The 18,421-nt window shown below is 72.5% G+C and carries 19 protein-coding genes; 5 read left to right on the top strand and 14 right to left on the bottom strand.

What is annotated here, in order from left to right; genetic code table 11:
• Positions 1-3: 3 nt before the first annotated feature.
• Positions 4-969, top strand: a complete 966-nt coding sequence (locus Actkin_RS06950) for a DUF2891 domain-containing protein (protein ID WP_258906418.1) — start codon at positions 4-6, stop codon at positions 967-969.
• Entirely contained in the window at positions 966-1,676 is a 711-nt protein-coding gene (locus Actkin_RS06945; protein WP_258906417.1) for a methyltransferase domain-containing protein, read from the top strand. The genes Actkin_RS06950 and Actkin_RS06945 overlap by 4 nt, the downstream gene beginning before the upstream one ends.
• Here the strand turns inward: Actkin_RS06945 and proB are convergent.
• The 6 genes from proB to Actkin_RS06915 form a co-directional block, all read right to left on the bottom strand.
• Positions 1,662-2,783 (bottom strand): glutamate 5-kinase, encoded by a 1,122-nt coding sequence (proB, locus tag Actkin_RS06940; RefSeq protein ID WP_258906416.1) that lies wholly within the window; start codon positions 2,781-2,783, stop codon positions 1,662-1,664. The genes Actkin_RS06945 and proB overlap by 15 nt on opposite strands.
• Positions 2,780-4,222 (bottom strand): GTPase ObgE, encoded by a 1,443-nt coding sequence (obgE, locus tag Actkin_RS06935; RefSeq protein WP_189212115.1) that lies wholly within the window; start codon positions 4,220-4,222, stop codon positions 2,780-2,782. Before obgE ends, proB begins: the two co-directional genes overlap by 4 nt.
• Before the next feature lie 74 nt (positions 4,223-4,296).
• Positions 4,297-4,554, bottom strand: a complete 258-nt coding sequence (gene rpmA, locus Actkin_RS06930) for a 50S ribosomal protein L27 (protein ID WP_189212116.1) — start codon at positions 4,552-4,554, stop codon at positions 4,297-4,299.
• Between the two features lie 14 nt (positions 4,555-4,568).
• The gene (gene rplU / locus Actkin_RS06925; RefSeq protein WP_189212117.1) at positions 4,569-4,880 is read right to left on the bottom strand and encodes a 50S ribosomal protein L21; all 312 of its coding nucleotides are present in this window, start codon (positions 4,878-4,880) and stop codon (positions 4,569-4,571) included.
• A 155-nt stretch (positions 4,881-5,035) separates the two neighbouring features.
• The gene (locus Actkin_RS06920; RefSeq protein ID WP_258906414.1) at positions 5,036-7,654 is read right to left on the bottom strand and encodes an Rne/Rng family ribonuclease; all 2,619 of its coding nucleotides are present in this window, start codon (positions 7,652-7,654) and stop codon (positions 5,036-5,038) included.
• 183 nt (positions 7,655-7,837) lie between these two features.
• Positions 7,838-8,581 (bottom strand): TIGR03936 family radical SAM-associated protein, encoded by a 744-nt coding sequence (locus tag Actkin_RS06915; RefSeq protein WP_258906413.1) that lies wholly within the window; start codon positions 8,579-8,581, stop codon positions 7,838-7,840.
• A gap of 222 nt (positions 8,582-8,803) precedes the next feature.
• Between Actkin_RS06915 and Actkin_RS06910 the strand changes: the two genes are divergently transcribed.
• Complete coding sequence (locus Actkin_RS06910) at positions 8,804-10,168, top strand: S8 family peptidase (RefSeq protein WP_309569119.1); 1,365 nt, start codon at positions 8,804-8,806, stop codon at positions 10,166-10,168.
• On the opposite strand, the gene Actkin_RS06905 is transcribed toward Actkin_RS06910, so the two are convergent.
• Positions 10,169-12,130 carry a TIGR03960 family B12-binding radical SAM protein gene (locus Actkin_RS06905; protein WP_258906412.1) on the bottom strand — a complete coding sequence of 654 codons (1,962 nt, stop codon included), beginning with the start codon at positions 12,128-12,130 and terminating at the stop codon, positions 10,169-10,171.
• Between the two features lie 78 nt (positions 12,131-12,208).
• Here Actkin_RS06905 and Actkin_RS06900 point away from each other — a divergent pair, with 78 nt between their 5' ends.
• Positions 12,209-12,493, top strand: a complete 285-nt coding sequence (locus Actkin_RS06900) for a type II toxin-antitoxin system Phd/YefM family antitoxin (protein WP_189212122.1) — start codon at positions 12,209-12,211, stop codon at positions 12,491-12,493.
• On the top strand, positions 12,483-12,887 hold the full coding sequence (locus tag Actkin_RS06895) for a type II toxin-antitoxin system VapC family toxin (protein WP_189212123.1): 405 nt from the start codon (positions 12,483-12,485) through the stop codon (positions 12,885-12,887). Before Actkin_RS06900 ends, Actkin_RS06895 begins: the two co-directional genes overlap by 11 nt.
• On the opposite strand, the gene Actkin_RS06890 is transcribed toward Actkin_RS06895, so the two are convergent.
• From Actkin_RS06890 to Actkin_RS06860, 7 genes are all read right to left on the bottom strand, one after another.
• Complete coding sequence (locus Actkin_RS06890; RefSeq protein WP_189212124.1) at positions 12,884-13,738, bottom strand: ABC transporter permease; 855 nt, start codon at positions 13,736-13,738, stop codon at positions 12,884-12,886. The two genes, Actkin_RS06895 and Actkin_RS06890, sit on opposite strands and share 4 nt — an antisense overlap.
• Entirely contained in the window at positions 13,739-14,539 is an 801-nt protein-coding gene (locus Actkin_RS06885; RefSeq protein WP_309569118.1) for an ABC transporter permease, read from the bottom strand.
• Positions 14,539-15,474 (bottom strand): ABC transporter ATP-binding protein, encoded by a 936-nt coding sequence (locus tag Actkin_RS06880; RefSeq protein ID WP_189212126.1) that lies wholly within the window; start codon positions 15,472-15,474, stop codon positions 14,539-14,541. Before Actkin_RS06880 ends, Actkin_RS06885 begins: the two co-directional genes overlap by 1 nt.
• A 79-nt stretch (positions 15,475-15,553) precedes the next feature.
• A complete protein-coding gene (gene ndk / locus Actkin_RS06875) occupies positions 15,554-15,964 on the bottom strand; it encodes a nucleoside-diphosphate kinase (protein ID WP_189212127.1) in 411 nt (136 codons plus the stop codon).
• A gap of 80 nt (positions 15,965-16,044) precedes the next feature.
• Entirely contained in the window at positions 16,045-17,562 is a 1,518-nt protein-coding gene (locus Actkin_RS06870; RefSeq protein ID WP_258906411.1) for an alkaline phosphatase D family protein, read from the bottom strand.
• Between the two features lie 37 nt (positions 17,563-17,599).
• Positions 17,600-17,989: a PaaI family thioesterase gene (locus Actkin_RS06865; RefSeq protein WP_258906410.1), complete on the bottom strand. Its 390-nt coding sequence runs from the start codon at positions 17,987-17,989 to the stop codon at positions 17,600-17,602.
• Positions 17,990-17,999: 10 nt separating this feature from the next.
• On the bottom strand, positions 18,000-18,416 hold the full coding sequence (locus Actkin_RS06860) for a VOC family protein (RefSeq protein WP_189212130.1): 417 nt from the start codon (positions 18,414-18,416) through the stop codon (positions 18,000-18,002).
• Positions 18,417-18,421: the final 5 nt, after the last annotated feature.

Raw genomic sequence — 18,421 nt, 5'->3', positions numbered from 1 at the left:
CACATGTGGGCAGACCTGCTGACCGAGCGCGCCGATGAACTGGCGCGCACCGCGATCGACTCCATCCGCCGCGAGTTCCCGTATCACCTGCGGCACATGATGCAGGGGCCCGGCGACCATCCCGCGCATCCGAGGGACGTGCACCCGAGCTTCCACGGCAGCTTCGACTGGCACTCCTGCCTGGAGATGCACTGGGTGCTGGTCCGCCTGCACCAGTCCGATCTGGACGTTCCCAGGGGTGACATCGAGGCGCTGCTGGACGAGCGTCTCGCGCCCGAGGCGGTCGCGGTCGAGGCGGCGTACTGCGCGGAGAATCCCCACCACAGCAGGCCGTACGGGCAGGCGTGGGCGCTGTGGCTCGCGCACGACGCGGCGGGCTCGCGGTGGGCGGACGCGCTCGCCCCGCTGGCGCGGACGGCCGCCGCGAACTTCACCGCGTGGCTGCCCAAGCTGACCTACCCGGTGCGACAGGGCATGCACGGCAACACGGCGTTCGCGCTGTCCCGGATCCTGCCGTACGCGGAGGCCAACGACCCGGCGCTGCGCCAACTGGTCGTCGACACGGCGCTGCGGATGTTCGCCTCGGACAAGGCCTACCCGGCCGACTACGAGCCCAGCGGGTTCGACTTCCTCTCCCCCGCGCTCTGCGAGGCCGAGCTGATGGCGTCGGTCCTGCCGGATTTCCCGGCGTGGCTGGCGGAGTTCCTGCCGGAGGCGGCGTTCACCCCGGCGCACGTGTCCGACTCCACCGACGGCCTGATCGCGCATCTCCACGGGCTGAACCTGAGCCGCGCGTGGGGGCTGCGGCGGATCGCGAGCGCGCTGCCGCCGGACGACGCGCGCGTCGAACCGCTGCTGGAGTCGGCGAAGCGGCACGCGGAAGCCGCGCTGTCCGAGGTCAGCGGCTCGGACTTCGCCGTCGAGCACTGGCTGGCCGTGTACGCGCTGCTGCTGTTGGACGTCCGATGACCGCCTACCTCGACCGGATCGAGTCGATGCCCGGGATGGCCGAGGCCCGCGCGCGGGTCATGGCCATGCTGGCGCTGCCGCCGCGCTCCACGGTGGTCGACGTCGGCTGCGGCGCGGGCCACGCCGCCGCGGAACTGGCCGCGGCGGGGCACCGGGTGATCGGCGTCGACCTCGCCGAGGACGCGATCGCCCTCGCCCGCTCGCGGCATCCGGCCATCGAGTTTCACGTCGGCGACGCGGCCGCGCTGCCGCTGGCGGACGGGTCTGTCCAGGGCTACCGCGCCTCGCGGGTCCTGCACAAGGTCCCGGACGCGGCACTGGCCCTGGCGGAAGCGCACCGCGTGCTGACGCCGGGCGGGCGCGCGGTGCTGGTGGGGCAGGACTACGGGATGGTCGTGGTGGACGGGCCTGAGAACATCATCCAGGCGGCGCGGACGGTGCTGAACAGGAAGCACGCGGGCCGCCGCTTCCGCGCCCTGCTGCTGGACGCGGGCTTCCATGACGTCACGGTCGAGGTGCACACGACGGTCAACACCGACCACGCGATGATGACCCCGTCCCTGATGGTCCTGGCGAACGGCGCGGTGGACTCAGGTCGAGTGACACGCGCGGAGGCCGACGCGTGGCTGGCGGACCAGGCCGCCCGCGGCGCACACGACCGCTTCCTGAGCGTCTGGCCGATGTTCTACGTTTCAGCCGTGCGCTAGCGCGACCAGGTCGTCGGCGTGGACGACCTCGCGGCGGTGCTCGGCCGGGAGGTCGCGGGTGGATTGGCCGATGAGGTCGGGCAGCTCGGTGGAGTCGTAGGCCACCAGGCCGCGGGCCACGACGCGGCCGCTGGGGTCGGTCAGGTCCACGACGTCGCCTGCCTGGAAGTCGCCGGAGACGGCGGTGATTCCCGCGGCCAGCAGGGAGCGGCGGCGGGCGACCACGGCGGCGACGGCGCCCTCGTCGAGGGTCAGGATGCCGGTGGAGTCGGCGGCGTAGGCGAGCCAGAAGCGGCGGGCGGTGAGCCTGCGGCCGGAGGCGGTGAAGGCGGTGCCGACGTCGGCGGAGGTCAGGGCGCGGTCCGCCGCTGCGGCGGAGGCCAACAGGACCGGGACGCCCGCGACGGAGGCCAGGCGGGCGGCGGCGAGTTTCGATGCCATGCCGCCGGTGCCCAGGCCGGAGCCGGACGCGCCCGCGTCGACGTCGGCGACGTCGGCGGCGTCGGTGACCTCCTCGATGGGCCGCGCCGCGCCGAGCCGGGGGTCGCCGTCGTAGAGTGCGTCCACATCGGACAGCAGGACCAGGGCCTCGGCGCCGATGAGGTGGGCGACCAGGGCGGCCAGGCGGTCGTTGTCGCCGAAGCGGATCTCGTCGGTGGCGACGGTGTCGTTCTCGTTGACCACCGGGACCACGCCCAGCGCCAGCAGGCGGGACAGGGTCCGCTGGGCGTTGCGGTAGTGCGCGCGGCGCACGACGTCGTCCGCGGTCAGCAGCACCTGGCCGACGCGCAGGCCGTGGCGGGCGAAGGACTCGACATAGGCGTGGCCGAGCGCCAGCTGGCCCACGCTCGCCGCCGCCTGCTGGGTGGCCAGGTCGCGCGGTCGGCGCGCCAGGCCGAGCGGCGCGAGGCCCGCGGCGATGGCGCCGGAGGACACCAGCACGACCGACGACATCGCCCGCCGCGCCGCCAGGGCGTCGACCAGGGCGTGCAGGCGGTCCGGGTCGAGGCCGCCCGCGGCGGTGGTCAGCGACGACGAGCCGACCTTGACCACCACCAGGCGGGCGGCGGCGACCGCGGCGCGGGTCGCCGAGCGCAGACCGGTCATTCCGCCTCGTCCGGCTTCTCCAAGCCGCGGCGGACCCTGCGGGCGTGCTTGCGCTCGGCGGCGCTGATGCGGTCGTCCTGCTCCAGGCGGGGGTCGCTGCCCCGGGAGAACATGGTCATCGCGATACCCGCGGGCGTCGACGGCTCCCAGTCGAAGGTCATGTCACCGATGGTGACCGGGCAGCCGGGCCGCGCGCCCGCCTTGGCCAGCGCCTCCTCGACGCCCAGCCGCGCCAGCCGGTCGGCCAGGTAGCCGATGGCCTCGGCGTTGTCGAAGTTCGTCTGCCGCACCCAGCGCTCCGGGCGCTCGCCGCGGACGATGAACGCGCCCTCCTCGGCCGGGTTGGCCTCGATGGTGAAGCCGCTGTCGTCGACGGCCCTCGGCCGCAGGACGATCCGGGTCGGCTCGACGATCGGCCGCGCCGCCCGGTCCTCCTCCACGATCCTGGCCAGGGCGAACGTCAGCTCGCGCAGCCCCTCGCGGGTGGCGGTCGAGACCTCGAACACGGGCAGGCCGCGGGCCTCGATGTCCGGGCGCACCAGCTCGGCCAGCTCCCGCGCCTCGGGCACGTCCATCTTGTTCAGCACGACCATCCTCGGCCGGTCGGCCAGCGTGCCGCCCAGCGCCGGGGTGTAGCGGGCCAGCTCGGCCTCCAGCGCGTCGATGTCCGACAGCGGGTCGCGGCCGGGCTCGTCGGTCGCGCAGTCGACGACGTGCACCAGCACCGAGCAGCGCTCGATGTGGCGCAGGAAGTCCAGGCCCAGGCCCTTGCCCTCGGACGCCCCCGGGATCAGCCCGGGCACGTCGGCCATGGTGAACACCGTCTCCCCCGCGGTGATCACGCCCAGGTTCGGCACCAGCGTGGTGAACGGGTAGTCCGCGATCTTCGGCTTGGCCGCCGACAGCACCGCGATCAGCGACGACTTGCCCGCCGACGGGAACCCGACCAGCCCGGCGTCGGCCATCGAGCGCAGCTCGAGCACCAGGTCCCGGGTGTCGCCGGGCTCGCCGAGCAGCGCGAACCCGGGCGCTCTGCGGGCCTTGGACGCCAGCGCCGCGTTGCCGAGCCCGCCGCGCCCGCCCTGGGCCGCGACGAAGCGGGTGCCGTGGCCGACGAGGTCGGCCAGGATCTCCCCGTCCTGGGACATCACGACCGTGCCCTCGGGCACCTTGAGCTCCAGGTCCTGCCCGTTCGCGCCGTCGCGGTTGGAGCCCTGCCCCTGCTTGCCGTGCGTGGCGACCGCGTGCGGGCGGAAGTGGAAGTCGAGCAGCGTGTGCACGTTGGCGTCGACGACGAGCACGACGTCGCCGCCGTTGCCGCCGTTGCCGCCGTCGGGGCCGCCCAGCGGCTTGAACTTCTCCCGGTGGACCGACGCGCACCCGTTGCCGCCGTTGCCGCCGGAGACGTGGATGACCACCCGGTCGACGAATCGGGACATGACTTCCTCTCAGACACGACAAAGGGCGGGCCAAGGCAGGCCCGCCCTCGTCATAGGGGTCTCGCGGTCGGGCCTCAGGCCTCGACCGGGACGATGTTGACGGTCTTGCGACCGCGCCGCGTGCCGAACTGGACGGCGCCCGCGGCCAGCGCGAACAGCGTGTCGTCCTTGCCTCGGCCGACGTTGACGCCCGGGTGGAACTTGGTGCCGCGCTGGCGGATCAGGATCTCACCGGACTTGACGACCTGGCCGCCGAACCGCTTCACGCCCAGGTACTGGGGGTTCGAGTCGCGCCCGTTGCGGGAGCTGGAAGCACCCTTTTTGTGTGCCATGGCTGCTCAGGTCCTCACTTCACCGTGATGCCGGTGACCTCGACGCGGGTCAGCTTCTGCCGGTGACCCTGGCGCTTGTGGTAGCCGGTCTTGTTCTTGAACTTGTGGATCCGGATCTTCGGGCCCTTGGTGTGCTCGACGACCTTGCCGGTCACCGCAACCTTCGCCAGGGCGTCCGCGTCCGTGGTGACGTCGGTGCCGTCGACGACCAGCACCGCGGCAAGGCTGAGTTCGGTGCCCGGCACGCCCTCGAGCTTCTCGACCTCGACGACGTCGCCGACAGCCACCTTGTACTGCTTGCCGCCGGTCTTGACGATCGCGTACATCGGACGGAAGTCTCCTGCTGCTAGACAGTGGGGGTCATGCTCTCCAGGGTCACGCTGAGGCGGACCAGGCTTGGTGCACGACACGGCCCACCAGTGAGGCGGGCCGTGCTACAGCGTACGTGCCGCCGGAAACCAGGGTCAAACCGGGTCCCGGGTCAGCCCTCGGCGTCCACCCCGACCGGCGGTCCGGCCGGGCGGGACGCGGCCCTGCGGCGCCTGCGCGGGGCAGCGGGGGCCAGCGCGGCCTCCGGCACCCTGCCGTTGCCGTTGCGGGCCTGCTCGGGCACCTCGGGGCCCGCGGCGTCCGGGTCGTCGTCGCCCGCGCGGACCGTGGACCGCGCGATCTGGGCGACGGCCGCCTTGGCGGCCTCCCGCTCCGGCTCCGGGGCGACCGGCTCCTCCTTGGGCGCCTCGACGGCCTCCTTCTCCTTGGCCGCCGCCCGGTCCTCGCCGCGGTTGCGGGAGCGCTTGGACTCCTTCTGCCCGCCGCCGCTCTGGCCGCCCTGGCCGCTCTGACCGTTCTGCTGGCCGTTGGCCGACTTCACGATCGGCTCGGTCGAGACGTTCACGCCGCGGCCCTTGCAGTGCTCGCACGTGGTGCTGAACGCCTCGAGCAGGCCGGTGCCGACCCGCTTGCGGGTCATCTGGACCAGGCCGAGCGAGGTGACCTCCGCCACCTGGTGGCGGGTGCGGTCGCGGCCGAGGCACTCGGTGAGCCGCCGCAGCACGAGGTCGCGGTTGGACTCCAGCACCATGTCGATGAAGTCGATGACGATGATGCCGCCCACGTCGCGCAGCCGCAGCTGGCGGACGATCTCCTCGGCGGCCTCCAGGTTGTTGCGGGTGACCGTCTCCTCCAGGTTTCCACCCGACCCGGTGAACTTGCCGGTGTTGACGTCGATGACGGTCATCGCCTCGGTGCGGTCGATCACCAGGTAGCCGCCGGAGGGCAGCCACACCTTGCGGTCGAGCGCCTTGAGCAGCTGCTCCTCGATGCGGTGGGTGGTGAAGGCGTCCTTGGGCCCGCTGTGCCTGCGCACGCGGTCGGCCAGCTCGGGGGCGACGTGGCGGACGTAGGCGTCGATGGTCTCCCAGGCGGTGTCGCCCTGGACGATCAGCGCGCTGAAGTCCTCGGTGAACAGGTCGCGGACGACCTTCACCAGCAGGTCGGGCTCCTCGTAGAGCAGCGTGGGGGCCGAGCTCTTGGCCGAGCCGCCCTTGCCCGAGCCCTTGCGGCCGGTGCCCGCGTCCGCCTTCTCCTTGATGACCTGCCACTGCGCCTGCAGACGGCGCACGTCGCGGCCCAGCTCCTCCTCGCTGATGCCCTCCGACGCGGTGCGGATGATCACGCCCGCGTCCTCGGGGACCACGCGCTTGAGCACGTCCTTGAGCCTGCGGCGCTCGTTCTCCGGCAGCTTGCGGGAGATGCCGGTGGCCCCGCCGCCGGGCACGTAGACCAGGAACCGGCCGGGCAGCGAGATCTGGGTGGTCAGCCGGGCGCCCTTGTGGCCGACCGGGTCCTTGGTGACCTGCACCAGCACGCTGTCGCCGGTGGACAGCGCCTGCTCGATCTTGCGGGCCTTGCCCTCCAGCCCGGCGGCGTCCCAGTCGACCTCGCCCGCGTAGAGCACGGCGTTGCGGCCGCGGCCGATGTCGACGAAGGCGGCCTCCATGCTGGGCAGCACGTTCTGCACGCGGCCCAGGTACACGTTGCCGACCAGCGAGCCGCTGCCGGACGAGGTCACGAAGTGCTCGACGAGCACCCCGTCCTCCAGCACGCCGATCTGCGTGCGGTCGCTGTACTCGCGGACGACCATCGTGCGGTCGACGGCCTCGCGGCGGGCCAGGAACTCGGCCTCGGAGAGGATCGGCGCGCGCCTGCGCCCGGCCTCGCGGCCGTCGCGGCGGCGCTGGCGCTTGGCCTCGAGCCGGGTCGAGCCGCGCACGCTGCGCACCTCGTCGCGGGCGGCATCGCGCTCGGCGCGGTCGTCGCGGACGTCCCGCGACTCGCGGACGTGGGTGACGGTGTTCGGCGGGTCGTCGGCCTCAGCGGCGTCGGCGTCCTCGCCGCCCTTGCGGCGGCGACGGCGGCGGCGGCGCTTGCTGCCCCCGTCCTCGTCGGCCTCGGGCTGCTCGGCTGCCTCGGGCTGCTCGGCCTCGGCGGACTCGGTCTCGTCGGCGTCGGTGGCGTCGTCGGCCCCGCGACCCCGGCCGCGGCCTCGGCGGCCTCGGCGGCGGCGCCTGCCCGCGCCCTCGTCGCCATCGGCGTCGGCGTCGGCCGCGTCGGCGGCCTCGTCGACCTGCTCGTCGGGCTCGGGCTCCGGCTCGGGCTCGGGCCGGGCCTTGCGGCGCGACGGGGCCGCAGCGGCCGGGTCCGGAGCCTGGAACAGCGGCGACGCCGAGGCGAACACCGGCAGCGCGGGCACCCGGGCGGCCGCCGCCCTGGGCTCCTCGACTTCCTCGACTTCCTCGACCGCCTCGTCGACGGCCTCGTCAACGCTGTCGGCGCTGTCCGGGCTGTCGGGGCTCTCCGGGCTCTCGGCCTGCTCCCCCGCCAGCGCGGCGGCGACCCGCAGCGCCAGGTCCTTGGCCACGCTCGACTGCGCGCCGCGGGCGGGTTCGCCCAGCTCCTCCAGCGCGCCGAGCACCTCGCGGCTGCTCACGCCGAGCAGCTTGGCCAACGCGTGCACGCGCACCTTGGCGGGCAGGTCGGCCAGCGCGGGTGTGGTGGCGGCCCCGCCGGTCTCTCCGGCAGGGTTCGACATATCCGACATGTAGCTCCTCCGCCCCCGGGCGCGCTGGGTGCGCGGCCGCTCAGGGGCCCTAGTTGTCCAATCCGCCGCGTGGGAGCGGCGGGAATCCTCGCCTCCGCCGGACCGCTCCGCATGGCACGGCGGGCGGGCGCGACGTCAGGTCACGCGACGACAGCGTGGCGCGATCCGGGCTCGGCGACCGCGCTATCCGGCCGACGCGGCCCTGTCCGGGGCCAGCGGGTCGGACAGCGCACCGACATCGTCCAGCCGCCCCTGCGCCAATCGGGTCGCCTTCGCGGGCACCGGCTGGTCGAGGGCGGCGACGACACGGAGCGCGCTCAGTACGTCGTCGGGCCGAACGGCCGGTGTTGTCTGCCGGACGACCATACGCAGTATCCCACACGGACCGTCCCCGGCGGGCATGTCGATGCCCACAGCGGGTCGCCCGTCGGCGGGATCGGCCACCTCCGCGAGGATCACCGCTGGTCGCACGTCGATCTCGCGCGTGCCGTCCTTGGTGCGGCGGGAGACCATGACGTGCTCCTCGGCGAGCAGCCGGTCGACGGCGGCGCGCAGTGTGTCCGACGACACGCCCGGCATCTCGACCAGCCACTCGGCGGCGTCGACCCGGTCGGCCAGCGAGCCCGGCCCGGCCGCCACCACGTCGAGCACGTCGAGCCCGGGCGGCAGGGCCTCGTCGAGGGCGCGCGCGAGGGCCGAGGGGTCGACCGCGGCCACGAGCTGGACCTCGACGTACTCGGCCTCGCTCGCCACGCCGGTGGGCGCAGCGCCGATCCAGGAGATCTTCGGGTGCGGGCTGAAGCCCTGCGAGTAGGCCATCGGCACGCCCGCGCGGCGCAGCGCCCGCTCGAAGGCGCGCGCGACGTCGCGGTGGGAGGTGAAGCGGAGCCTGCCCCGCTTGGCGTACCGCACGCGCAGCTTCTGCACCGGCGGCGCCGAGGGGTTGGGCTGGTCCTTCCGGCTCAGGGGTTGCTCCTTCTGGTGGCACTGGCACTGCTCCCCTGGTGAGCAATGCGCGTGCCTGGCACCGTACCCTCAGCGCCAAATACGCCGACGCGCTTGTTTCCCGAAGGCGTCGTGGCTACCGTCCGCGATGCAGTGGACAGCAGACGCCGTAGCAACCGGCGGACCCAGCACTGGAGGTCGCCCGTGCCTCTGCTGCGCCGGACCTTGGCGGCAGCGGTCAGCGTCGCGCTCGTCGCGACGACCCAGGTCACCCTCGCCGTCGACGCCGCGGCCGAGCCGCGCTCGGGCTGTTCGACCAGCGGGCCGACCCTGCGTTACGTGGTCCTCTTCGACGCGGGCACGGCCGCTGAGGACGCCAAGCTGGACACCACCGTCGCCTGCGGGTCGCTGACGGGCTACTACGCGCAGATCGCCGTGGGCATCGCCGTCTCGGCCGACCCCGCCTTCGCCGACCGGATGGGCCGCGACCGGGCCTTCAGCGCCCGGTCGGTCACCGCGGGTGAGCGGGGCAACCCGCCGCTGAGCTCGGGCGGCCCGGTCGCCCCCGCCGACCGCACGGGCGAGCAGTGGAACATGACCATGATCGGCGCTGACCGCGAGCGCGCGGTCAGCGCGGACGTGCTGGTCGGCGTGCTGGACTCCGGCATCGACGCCACCCACCCCGACCTCGTCGCCGCCGTCGACCCGACGGTGTCGGCGGGCTGCCTGACCGGCGTGGCCGACCCGAGGCCCGCCGCGTGGGCGCCGACGACCTCGCCGCACGGCACGCACGTCGCGGGCCTGATCGCGGCGGCCGACGACGGCAAGGGCATCACCGGGGTGGCCCCCGGCGTGCGGCTGGCCTCGGTGAAGGTCGTCGACGACGCCGGGTACGTCTACCCGGAGGCCGTGATCTGCGGGCTGATGTGGGCCGCGGCCAAGCGCATGACCGTGACGAACAACTCCTACTTCGTCGACCCGTGGCTGCTGACCTGCGACCGCGAGGCCGAGCACGTCGTCTTCGAGGCGGTCCGGCGCGCGGTCGACTACGCCTCGATCCGCGGTGTGCTGACGGTCGCGGCGGCGTCCAACGAGAACACCGACCTGGCAGCGCCCAGCGGCGAGACGGCCGACAGCCGGGGCAGGCGGACGCTGGACGGCAGCTGCAAGCTCCTGCCGGGCGGCCTGCGCGGCGTGGTCGCGGTGTCGGCGGTCGGCCCCGATCAGGTGAAGTCCGGCTACAGCGCCTACGGCCTCGGCGTGGTGGACGTCACAGCGCCCGGCGGCGAGGAGGGCGACTGCGTGCTCTCCACGGTGCCGGGCGGCTACGGGACGGCCTGCGGGACCTCGATGGCCGCGCCGCACGTGACCGGTGTCGCGGCCCTGCTGGCCGGACAGCAGCCCTACGCGACGCCGCAGCGGCTGGCGCGGGCGCTCACCGGGCAGGCGCGGTCACTGCCCTGCCCCGCCGACTACGACCTCGACGGCGTGGCGGGACAGGACGCCTACTGCACCGGCTACGCCCGCTACAACAGCTTCTACGGGCACGGGCTGGTGCGGGTCCCCTAGCTACTGGGTCAGCGCCGGATTGCGCACCGGCGTGCCCTGGCCGACCGGGCTGATCGGCAGCAGCTTGCGGCCGGTGGGGCCGATCTCGATGTCGGTGCCCATCGCCGGGCAGACGCCGCAGTCGAAGCACGGCGTCCAGCGGCAGTCGTCCTGCTCGCGCTCGTCGATGGCGTCCTGCCAGTCGTCCCACAGCCACTGCTTGTCCAGGCCGGAGTCGAGGTGGTCCCAGGGCAGCACCTCGTCCTCGGTGCGCTCGCGGGTGGTGTACCAGGCCAGCGAGACGCCCAGCGGGGTCAGCTCGGACTCGCAGGCGGCCACCCAGCGCTCGTAGGAGAAGTGCTCGCTCCAGCCGTCGAAGCGGCCGCCGTCGCGCCAGACCCGCTCGATGACCCGGCCGACCCTGCGGTCGCCCCGGGACAGCAGGCCCTCGATGTGGCTGGGCTTGCCGTCGTGGTAGCGCATGCCGATGCTGCGGCCGATGCGGCGGTCGGAGTTGACCGCCTCGCGCAGCTTGCGCAGCCGGGCGTCCACAGTGTCCGGGTCGGTCTGCGCGGCCCACTGGAACGGGGTGTGCGGCTTGGGCACGAACCCGCCGATGGAGATCGTGCAGCGGATGTCCTTCTGGCCGCTGGCCTCCCGGCCCGCGCGGATGACGTTGCGCGCCATCTCGGCGATCTGCAGGACGTCGTCGTCGGTCTCGGTCGGCAGCCCGCACATGAAGTACAGCTTCACCTGCCGCCAGCCGTTGGCGTAGGCCGTGCTGACGGTCTTGATGAGGTCCTCTTCGGACACCATCTTGTTGATGACGCGGCGGATGCGCTCGCTGCCGCCCTCGGGGGCGAAGGTGAGCCCGGAGCGGCGGCCGTTGCGGGACAGCTCGTTGGCCAGGTCGATGTTGAACGCGTCGACCCGGGTGCTCGGCAGCGACAGGCCGGTGTTGGTGCCGGTGTAGCGGTCGGCGAGCTGCTTGGTGATCTCGCCGATCTCGGAGTGGTCGGCGCTGGACAGCGACAGCAGGCCGACCTCCTCGAAGCCGCTGGCCGCCAGGCCCTGCTGCACCATCGCGCCGATGCCGTCGATGCTGCGCTCGCGCACCGGGCGGGTGATCATGCCTGCCTGGCAGAAGCGGCAGCCCCGGGTGCAGCCGCGGAAGATCTCCACGCTCATCCGCTCGTGCACGGACTCGGCGAGCGGGACCAGCGGCTGCTTCGGGTAGGGCCACGCGTCGAGGTCCATGGTCGTGCGCTTGGCGACGACCTCGGGGACGCGCTCGCGGTTGGGCGTGACGCTGGCGATGCGCCCGTCCTCGGCATAGGCGACGTCGTAGAAGCGCGGGATGTAGACGGTGCCGGTCTCGGCGAGGCGGGTCAGCAGCTCGTCGCGGCCGCCCGGGCGGCCGTCGGCCTTCCACGCGCGGATGATGTCGGTGATCTGGCCGACCGCCTCCTCGCCGTCGCCGAGCACGGCGGCGTCGATGAAGTCGGCGATGGGCTCGGGGTTGAACGCGGCGTGCCCGCCCGCCAGGACGACCGGGTCGTCGGTGGTGCGGTCGGCGGCGTGCAGGGGGATGCCCGCCAGGTCGAGCGCGTTGAGCAGGTTGGTGTAGCCCAGCTCGGTGGCGAAGCTGACGCCCAGCACGTCGAACGCCTTGACCGGCCGGTGCCCGTCGACGGTGAACTGGGGGACGCCGTGCTCGCGCATCAGCTTCTCCAGGTCCGACCAGACCGCGTAGGTCCGCTCGGCGAGCACGTCGGGCAGCTCGTTGAGGATCTCGTAGAGGATCATGACGCCCTGGTTGGGCAGCCCCACCTCGTAGGCGTCGGGGTACATCAGCGCCCAGCGGACGTTCGCCTGCTCCCAGGGCTTCACGGTGGCGTTCAGCTCGCCGCCGACGTACTGGACCGGCTTGGACACCCTCGGCAGCAGGGGCTCCAACTGGGGGAAGACCGACTCGACGCTCATAGTGCGTCCAGGGTAGCCCGTGCTTCGACCGGGTGATTACCGTAGCAACTCGTAGCGCATTGGTCGTATCCTGGGGCTATGACCAGGTACATCACCCAGCGGGAGATGCGCAACGACAGCGCCGCCATCTTCCGCGCGGTGGAGAACGGGGAGCACTTCATCCTCACCCGCAACGGTACGCCCATCGCCGAGGTGACCCCCATCCAGCGGCGCGCCTTCGTCCCGGTGGAAGAGCTGCAGCGGCTGGCCGCCCAGCTGCCCAGGATCGACTTCGACCAGTTCCGCGCCGATCTCGACGAGTACGTCGACCCCTACCTCGGCGACGACCCGTGGGAGCGGCAGGCGGCCCGCGATGACGCCTGAGCACGAGCGGGGCCTGCTCGACACCTCGGTACTGGTCGACCTGCCGTCCCTGCGCCTGCAGGACATCATCGGGAGTGCCGCGATCAGCGCGGTCACGCTCGCCGAACTCACCGCCGGGCCGTCCGCCACGAAGGACCCCGTCGTGCGCGCCAAGCGCCAGCAGTACGTCCAGTGGGTGGAAAACACCCTCGACGTGCTGCCGGTGGACGCATCAGCCGCCCGGTACTACGGCTACCTGTGCTCCTTGGTCTACGCGCAGGGTCGACAGCCGAGGGGGCGGATAGCCGACCTCCTGATCGCATCGACCGCGGCCGCGCGACAGCTCCCCCTGCTGACCCGCAACCCGAAGGACTTCGTCGGCCTCGAACCCGCGGTCACCGTGATCGCCGTCTAGGACAGCAACAGCTTGCCCAGCCGCCGCGAGGCCACGACCGTGCCGATGCCGATCATCACCGCGAAGTACGACAGGTGGCCCAGGATCGACATGTCGACAAAGCCACCGCACAGGGCCCGCATGACCTCGATCGCGTGGTACAGCGGGAAGCACTTCACGATGAACTGCAGGAAGCCCGGGTAGACGGTGATCGGGAAGAACGTGGTGGAGAACAGGAACATCGGCAGCAGCGCCAGCTGCACGAGGTCGAAGTCCTGCCAGGAGCGCATGTAGGTCGTGCAGGCCATGCCGACCGCGGCGAAGGCGAACGCGATGAAGATGGCGGCGGGCAGCGCGAGCAGCGCCCACGGCGAGGTCAGCAGGCCCATGCCGAGCATGACCGCCAGGAAGCCGCCCGCGTACAGCGCGCCCCGGATCAGCGCCCAGGTGATCTCGCCGATGGCGACGTCGAGCGGGCCCAGCGGCGTGGCCAGCATCGCGTCGTAGAGCTTGGCGTACTTGAACTTGAAGAAGATGTTGAACGTGGCGTCGTAGACCGCGCCGTTCATGGCCGAGGCGGCCAGCAGGGCGGGGGCGACGAAGGCGACGTAGGACATCGGCTCGCCGGTGGGGCCGGTGACCTCGCCGACCAGCCGGCCGAAGCCGTAGCCGAGGCCGAACAGGTAGAACAGCGGCTCGAAGAAGCCCGACGCGATGGCCAGCCAGGCCTTGCGCTGGGTCATCACCGAGCGCTCGATGAGCACGCGGGCGCGGCCCGCGTACGTGCCCGCGGGCAGCAGGCGCAGCAGGAAGCCGGTGCGCGGCGGGATCGGCGGCGGCTCGGCGGAGCGGACCGTGGTGTCGGTGGACATCTAGACCGCCAGCCTCCGGGTGAACGTGCGCGTGCAGAGGTAGGCGCCCGCGGCGAACAGGGCGAGCAGGTACGCCGTGTGGCCGAGGGCGGCGAGCGGGTCGACGCCGCCGAAGGACAGCCCGCGGGCCAGCTCCGTGCCGTGCCACAGCGGGGTCGCCCAGACGACCGGCTGCGCCCATCCGGGCAGCTGCTCGACCGGGAAGAACGTGCCGGAGAACATCATCATCGGCATCACGATGAACCGGAAGATGGCGTTGAACTGCTGGCCCTCGGTCTCGATGGTCGACGAGTACGCCACGATCGGGGCCGCCATCGCCATCCCGGTCACGATCGACACGGGCAGCGCCAGCAGGGCAGCGGGGCCGGTCAGCGCGCCGAGCAGGGCGGCGACGACCATGAAGACCGCCCCGGACACCGCAAGCCGCACCGCGATCCACGCCAGCACGCCGCCGACCAGCGCCTTCGGGCCGATCGGGGTGGCGGTGACGGCGATGTAGTTGCGCTGCCACTTGAACGACGACAGCACCGGGAACGTCGACTCGAACGCCGCGGTCTGCATCGCCGCGGCGCACACCAGCGCGGGCGCGAGGTACTGCACGTACGGCAGGCCGAGCGTGGCGTCGCCCGCCCTGACCTGGGAGCCGAAGCCGAAGCCGAGGGCGATCAGGAACAGCAGCGGCGACAGGATGCTGGAGACCGCCGACGAGCGCCAGTTGCGCTTGTACCAGGTCCAGAACGCCTCGATGACCATCAGCGCCGAGCGCGCGGGGCCGATGGCGGTGCCGGTCGATGTGCGCATCAGTCCACCAGCGTCCGGCCGGTCAGGCGGAGGAAGACGTCCTCCAGCGAGCTGCGGCGCACCAGGCTGGACAGCGGGTGCACGCCGCGGTTGTGGGCCGCCTTGAGCGCGGCCTCGCCGTCGTCGGCGTAGAGCAGCAGCCGGTCGGGCAGCACCTCGACCCGGTCGGCGAGGTCGGCGACGTCGGGCACGGCGTCGGCCTGGGTGCCGGGGGCGAAGCGCAGTTCGAGGACCTCGCGGGTGGAGTACTGGGCGATCAGGCCAGCCGGGCTGCCCTCGGCGACGATCTTGCCGCCGTCCATCACCACCAGGCGGTCGCAGAGCTGCTCGGCCTCGTCCATGTAGTGCGTGGTGATGATGAGGGTGACGCCCTCCTGCTTGAGCCGGAAGAGGCGGTCCCAGAGCAGGTGGCGGGCCTGCGGGTCCAGGCCGGTGGTGGGCTCGTCGAGCAGCAGGAGCTCGGGGTCGTTGATCAGCGACCGGGCGATGGTCAGCCGCCGCTTCATGCCGCCGGAGAGCGGCTCCACCTCGTCGTCGGCGCGCTCGGCGAGCTGGGCGAAGTCGAGCAGCTCGACGGCCTTCGCGCGGACCTGCGCGCGGGAGAGGCCGAAGTAGCGGCCGTAGATGTGCAGGTTCTGCCGGACGGTCAGCTCGTTGTCGAGGTTGTCCAGCTGCGGGCAGACGCCGATGCGCGCCCGGATCTGCGGGCCGTCGCGGTTGGGGTCCATGCCCAGCACGGAGAGCTCGCCCCCGGTGCGCGGCGAGACGCACGCGATCATCCGCATCGTGGAGGACTTGCCCGCGCCGTTGGGCCCGAGGAAGCCGAACGCCTCCCCGCGCTCGACTCTCAGGTCGATGCCGTTGACCGCCGCGAAATCCCCAAAGCGCTTGGTCAGCCCGTCGGCGTGGACCAGCGCGTCCCCGTTGTGCGCCACGTCGGGCACCCTAGACGGGGCCACCGACAATCCCCACCGGATTTCGGCGGGCCGCCCGGCCGCGGCCCGCCGCACCGGATCAGAGCTCGGGGAACCAGATCTTGATCTCGCGCTCGGCGGACTCGGTGGAGTCCGAGCCGTGCACCAGGTTGTACTGGACCTCCAGGCCGAAGTCCCCGCGGATGGTGCCCGGCGTCGCCTTCTCCACCGGGTCGGTCCCGCCTGCGAGCTGCCGGAACGCGGTCACCGCGCGCGGGCCCTCGACCACGGCGGCCAGCACCGGCCCCGAGGTGATGAAGTCGAGCAGGTCGCCGAAGAAGCTCCGCTCGGCGTGCTCGGCGTAGTGCTGCTCGGCCACCGACCGCTCGACGTTCCGCAGCTCCAGCGCGACGAGCTTCAGGCCCTTGCGCTCGATGCGGGAGATGACCTCCCCGACCAGCCCCCGGCTGACGCCGTCGGGCTTGACCAGGACCAGGGTGCGCTCACTCACGGCTTTCGGTACTCCTTCTGGACAGCTGTTGTGTGAGCAGGGTAACCGGACGCGGTTCCCCGCTTCGCCGAGGTGCTGGCTCAACCTCGCGCGGACGGGCGCAGGGTCTTCGACCACAGCGCCGTTCCCTGACCGTCGCGCAGGTGGACCGTGAGCTCGCCGGTGGCGCCGTCGACGTCGATCTCGCCGAAGTGCTGGAAGCCCTCCAGCGGCGACAGGTTGGCCCGCGGCGGGGCGTGGACGAACACCGCCTCCGGGCCGAACGTGGGGTCCAGGGTGTTCGGGCCGAACGCGCCCGCGTGCAGGGGGCCGGAGACGAACTCCCAGAACGGGTCGAAGTCGGTGAAGGCGGCGCGGTCCGGGGAGTAGTGGTGGGCGGCGGTGTAGTGGACGTCGGCGGTCAGCCAGACGACGTCGCGGACGCCGCGGCGGGAGAGGGTGCGCAGGACGCCCGCGAGTTCGTGCTCGCGGCCGCCGGGCGCGCCGGGCCTGCCGTTGGCGATGCCCTCGATGTCGGCGCCGTCCGGGACGGTCAGGCCGATGGGGAGGTCGGCGGCGACGATCTTCCAGGTGGCGCGGCTGCGGGTGAGCCCGTCGACCAGCCAGCGGGCCTGCCGCTCGCCGAGCACCACGCCGCGGCCGTCGCGCGGGGCGGTGTTGGCGTCCTTGTAGGAGCGCATGTCCACGACGAACACCTCGACGTGGCGGCCGTAGGTGAAGCTGCGGTAGACCCGGCCGTCGACAGCGCGCCGGGCGTCGATCGGCTGCCACTCGTGGAAGGCCTGGAAGGCGCGGGCGGCCAGGACGTCCACGCGCTTCTCGGTGTACTGCGGCAGGGTCAGGATCTCGCCCGGGTACCAGTTGTTGACCACCTCGTGGTCGTCCCACTGGGCGATGGTCGGGACCCGGGCGGCGAAGGCGCGGACGTTGTCGTCCAGCAGGTTGTAGGCGAACTGGCCGCGGTACTCGTCGAGGGTCTCGGCGACCTTGGCCTTGGCGGGCGTGACCAGGTTCCGCCACACGCGCCCGTCGGGGAGGGTCACGGTCTCCTGCAGCGGGTTGTCGGCGTAGACCGTGTCGCCGCTGTTGATGAAGAAGTGCGGGTCGCGGTCGAGCATCGCCCGGTAGGCGGTCATGCCGCCGGTGTCCGGGTTGATGCCCCAGCCCTGGCCCGCCACGTCGCCGGACCAGGTGAACCGCACGTCCGCGCGGCCGACCGGCGCGGTGCGGAACGAGCCGGTCAGCGCCGCGCTGCGGACGCGGCCGTCGAGGTCCTCGGCGACGACCCGGTAGTGCACCTCGCAGCCGGGCGGCAGGTGGTCGAGGCGCAGCTTGCCGGTGCCGTCGGTGTCCGGGGTCAGCACGGGGCCGCGCAGGCGGCGGGCGTGCCGGAAGGACGGGTCGCGGGCGATCTCGACCAGCATGCGCGCGGGCCGGTCGCTGCGGGTCCACAGCACGGCGCCGTGCTGGGTGACGTCCCCGGTCTGGACGCCGTGGGTGAGGGTGGGCCTGCTCGATGCGAAGGCCACTCCGGGCAGGGCTAAGCCAGCGGTGGCCATACCGGCGGTGAGCAGGGTGCGGCGGGTCACGTCAGTCATGGCGTGGTTCTAACCCGCCGAGTTGGCCGAGGAGTGTCTAGCGCAAGACCATCTGGGTCTGCGTGGTCTGCGCCACGCGCTTGCCGTCGGCGTAGAGGTCGGTCTGGACGACGATCGTGGTGGAGCCGATGTGCAGGGGTCGGGCGACAGCCTCCACGTCGGAGCGGGCGGCGCGGAACAGGTTGGTCTTGGTCTCGATCGTGGAGGTGCCCTTGGCGCCCTCGGGGAGGTTGAGGAACGCGCACACCGCCCCCGCGGAGTCGGCGAGGGTGACGAGCGCGCCCCCGTGCAGCGTGCCGCCCACGGTGCAGCGGTCCTCCTGCCAGGCCATGCTCGCGCGCACCTCCTCGGGGGACGCTGCGGTGATCGCGACACCTGCGGTGCGCGCGAAGGGCATGGACTCCGTCAGCTGCTCCGGGGTGAACATGATCGGAAGGCTACTGCGCCTTCGGCTGGTTGAGCCGGATCATGTTGCCCGCCGGGTCGCGGAAGGCGCAGTCGCGGACGCCGTAGGGCTGGTCCATGGGCTCCTGCAGCACCTCGGCCCCGGTCGCCTGGATCTGCTCGAACGCGGCGTCGACGTCGTCTGTGGTGAGGGTGACGCCGCGCAGCAGGCCCTTGGCCAGCAGTTCCCTGATGGTCTGCCGGTCGGCCTCCGATGTGCTGGGGTCGGCGGCGGGCGACTCCAGCACGATCTCCAGGTCCGGCTGGGACGGTGGGCTCAGCGTCAGCCAGCGCATGCCCTCGAAACTGACGTCGGTGCGCACTTCCCAGCCCAGGGCGTCCCGGTAGAACCCCAGCGCCTTCTCGTGGTCGTCGACGATGATGAAGGTGTGTGCGAGCTTGATGTCCATGGCGC

The sequence above is a fragment of the Actinokineospora sp. UTMC 2448 genome (assembly GCF_024760565.1).
Taxonomy (GTDB): domain Bacteria; phylum Actinomycetota; class Actinomycetes; order Mycobacteriales; family Pseudonocardiaceae; genus Actinokineospora; species Actinokineospora fastidiosa.
Note: the sequence above shows the minus strand (reverse complement) of the source record. Positions and strands in the feature narration are given on the sequence as shown.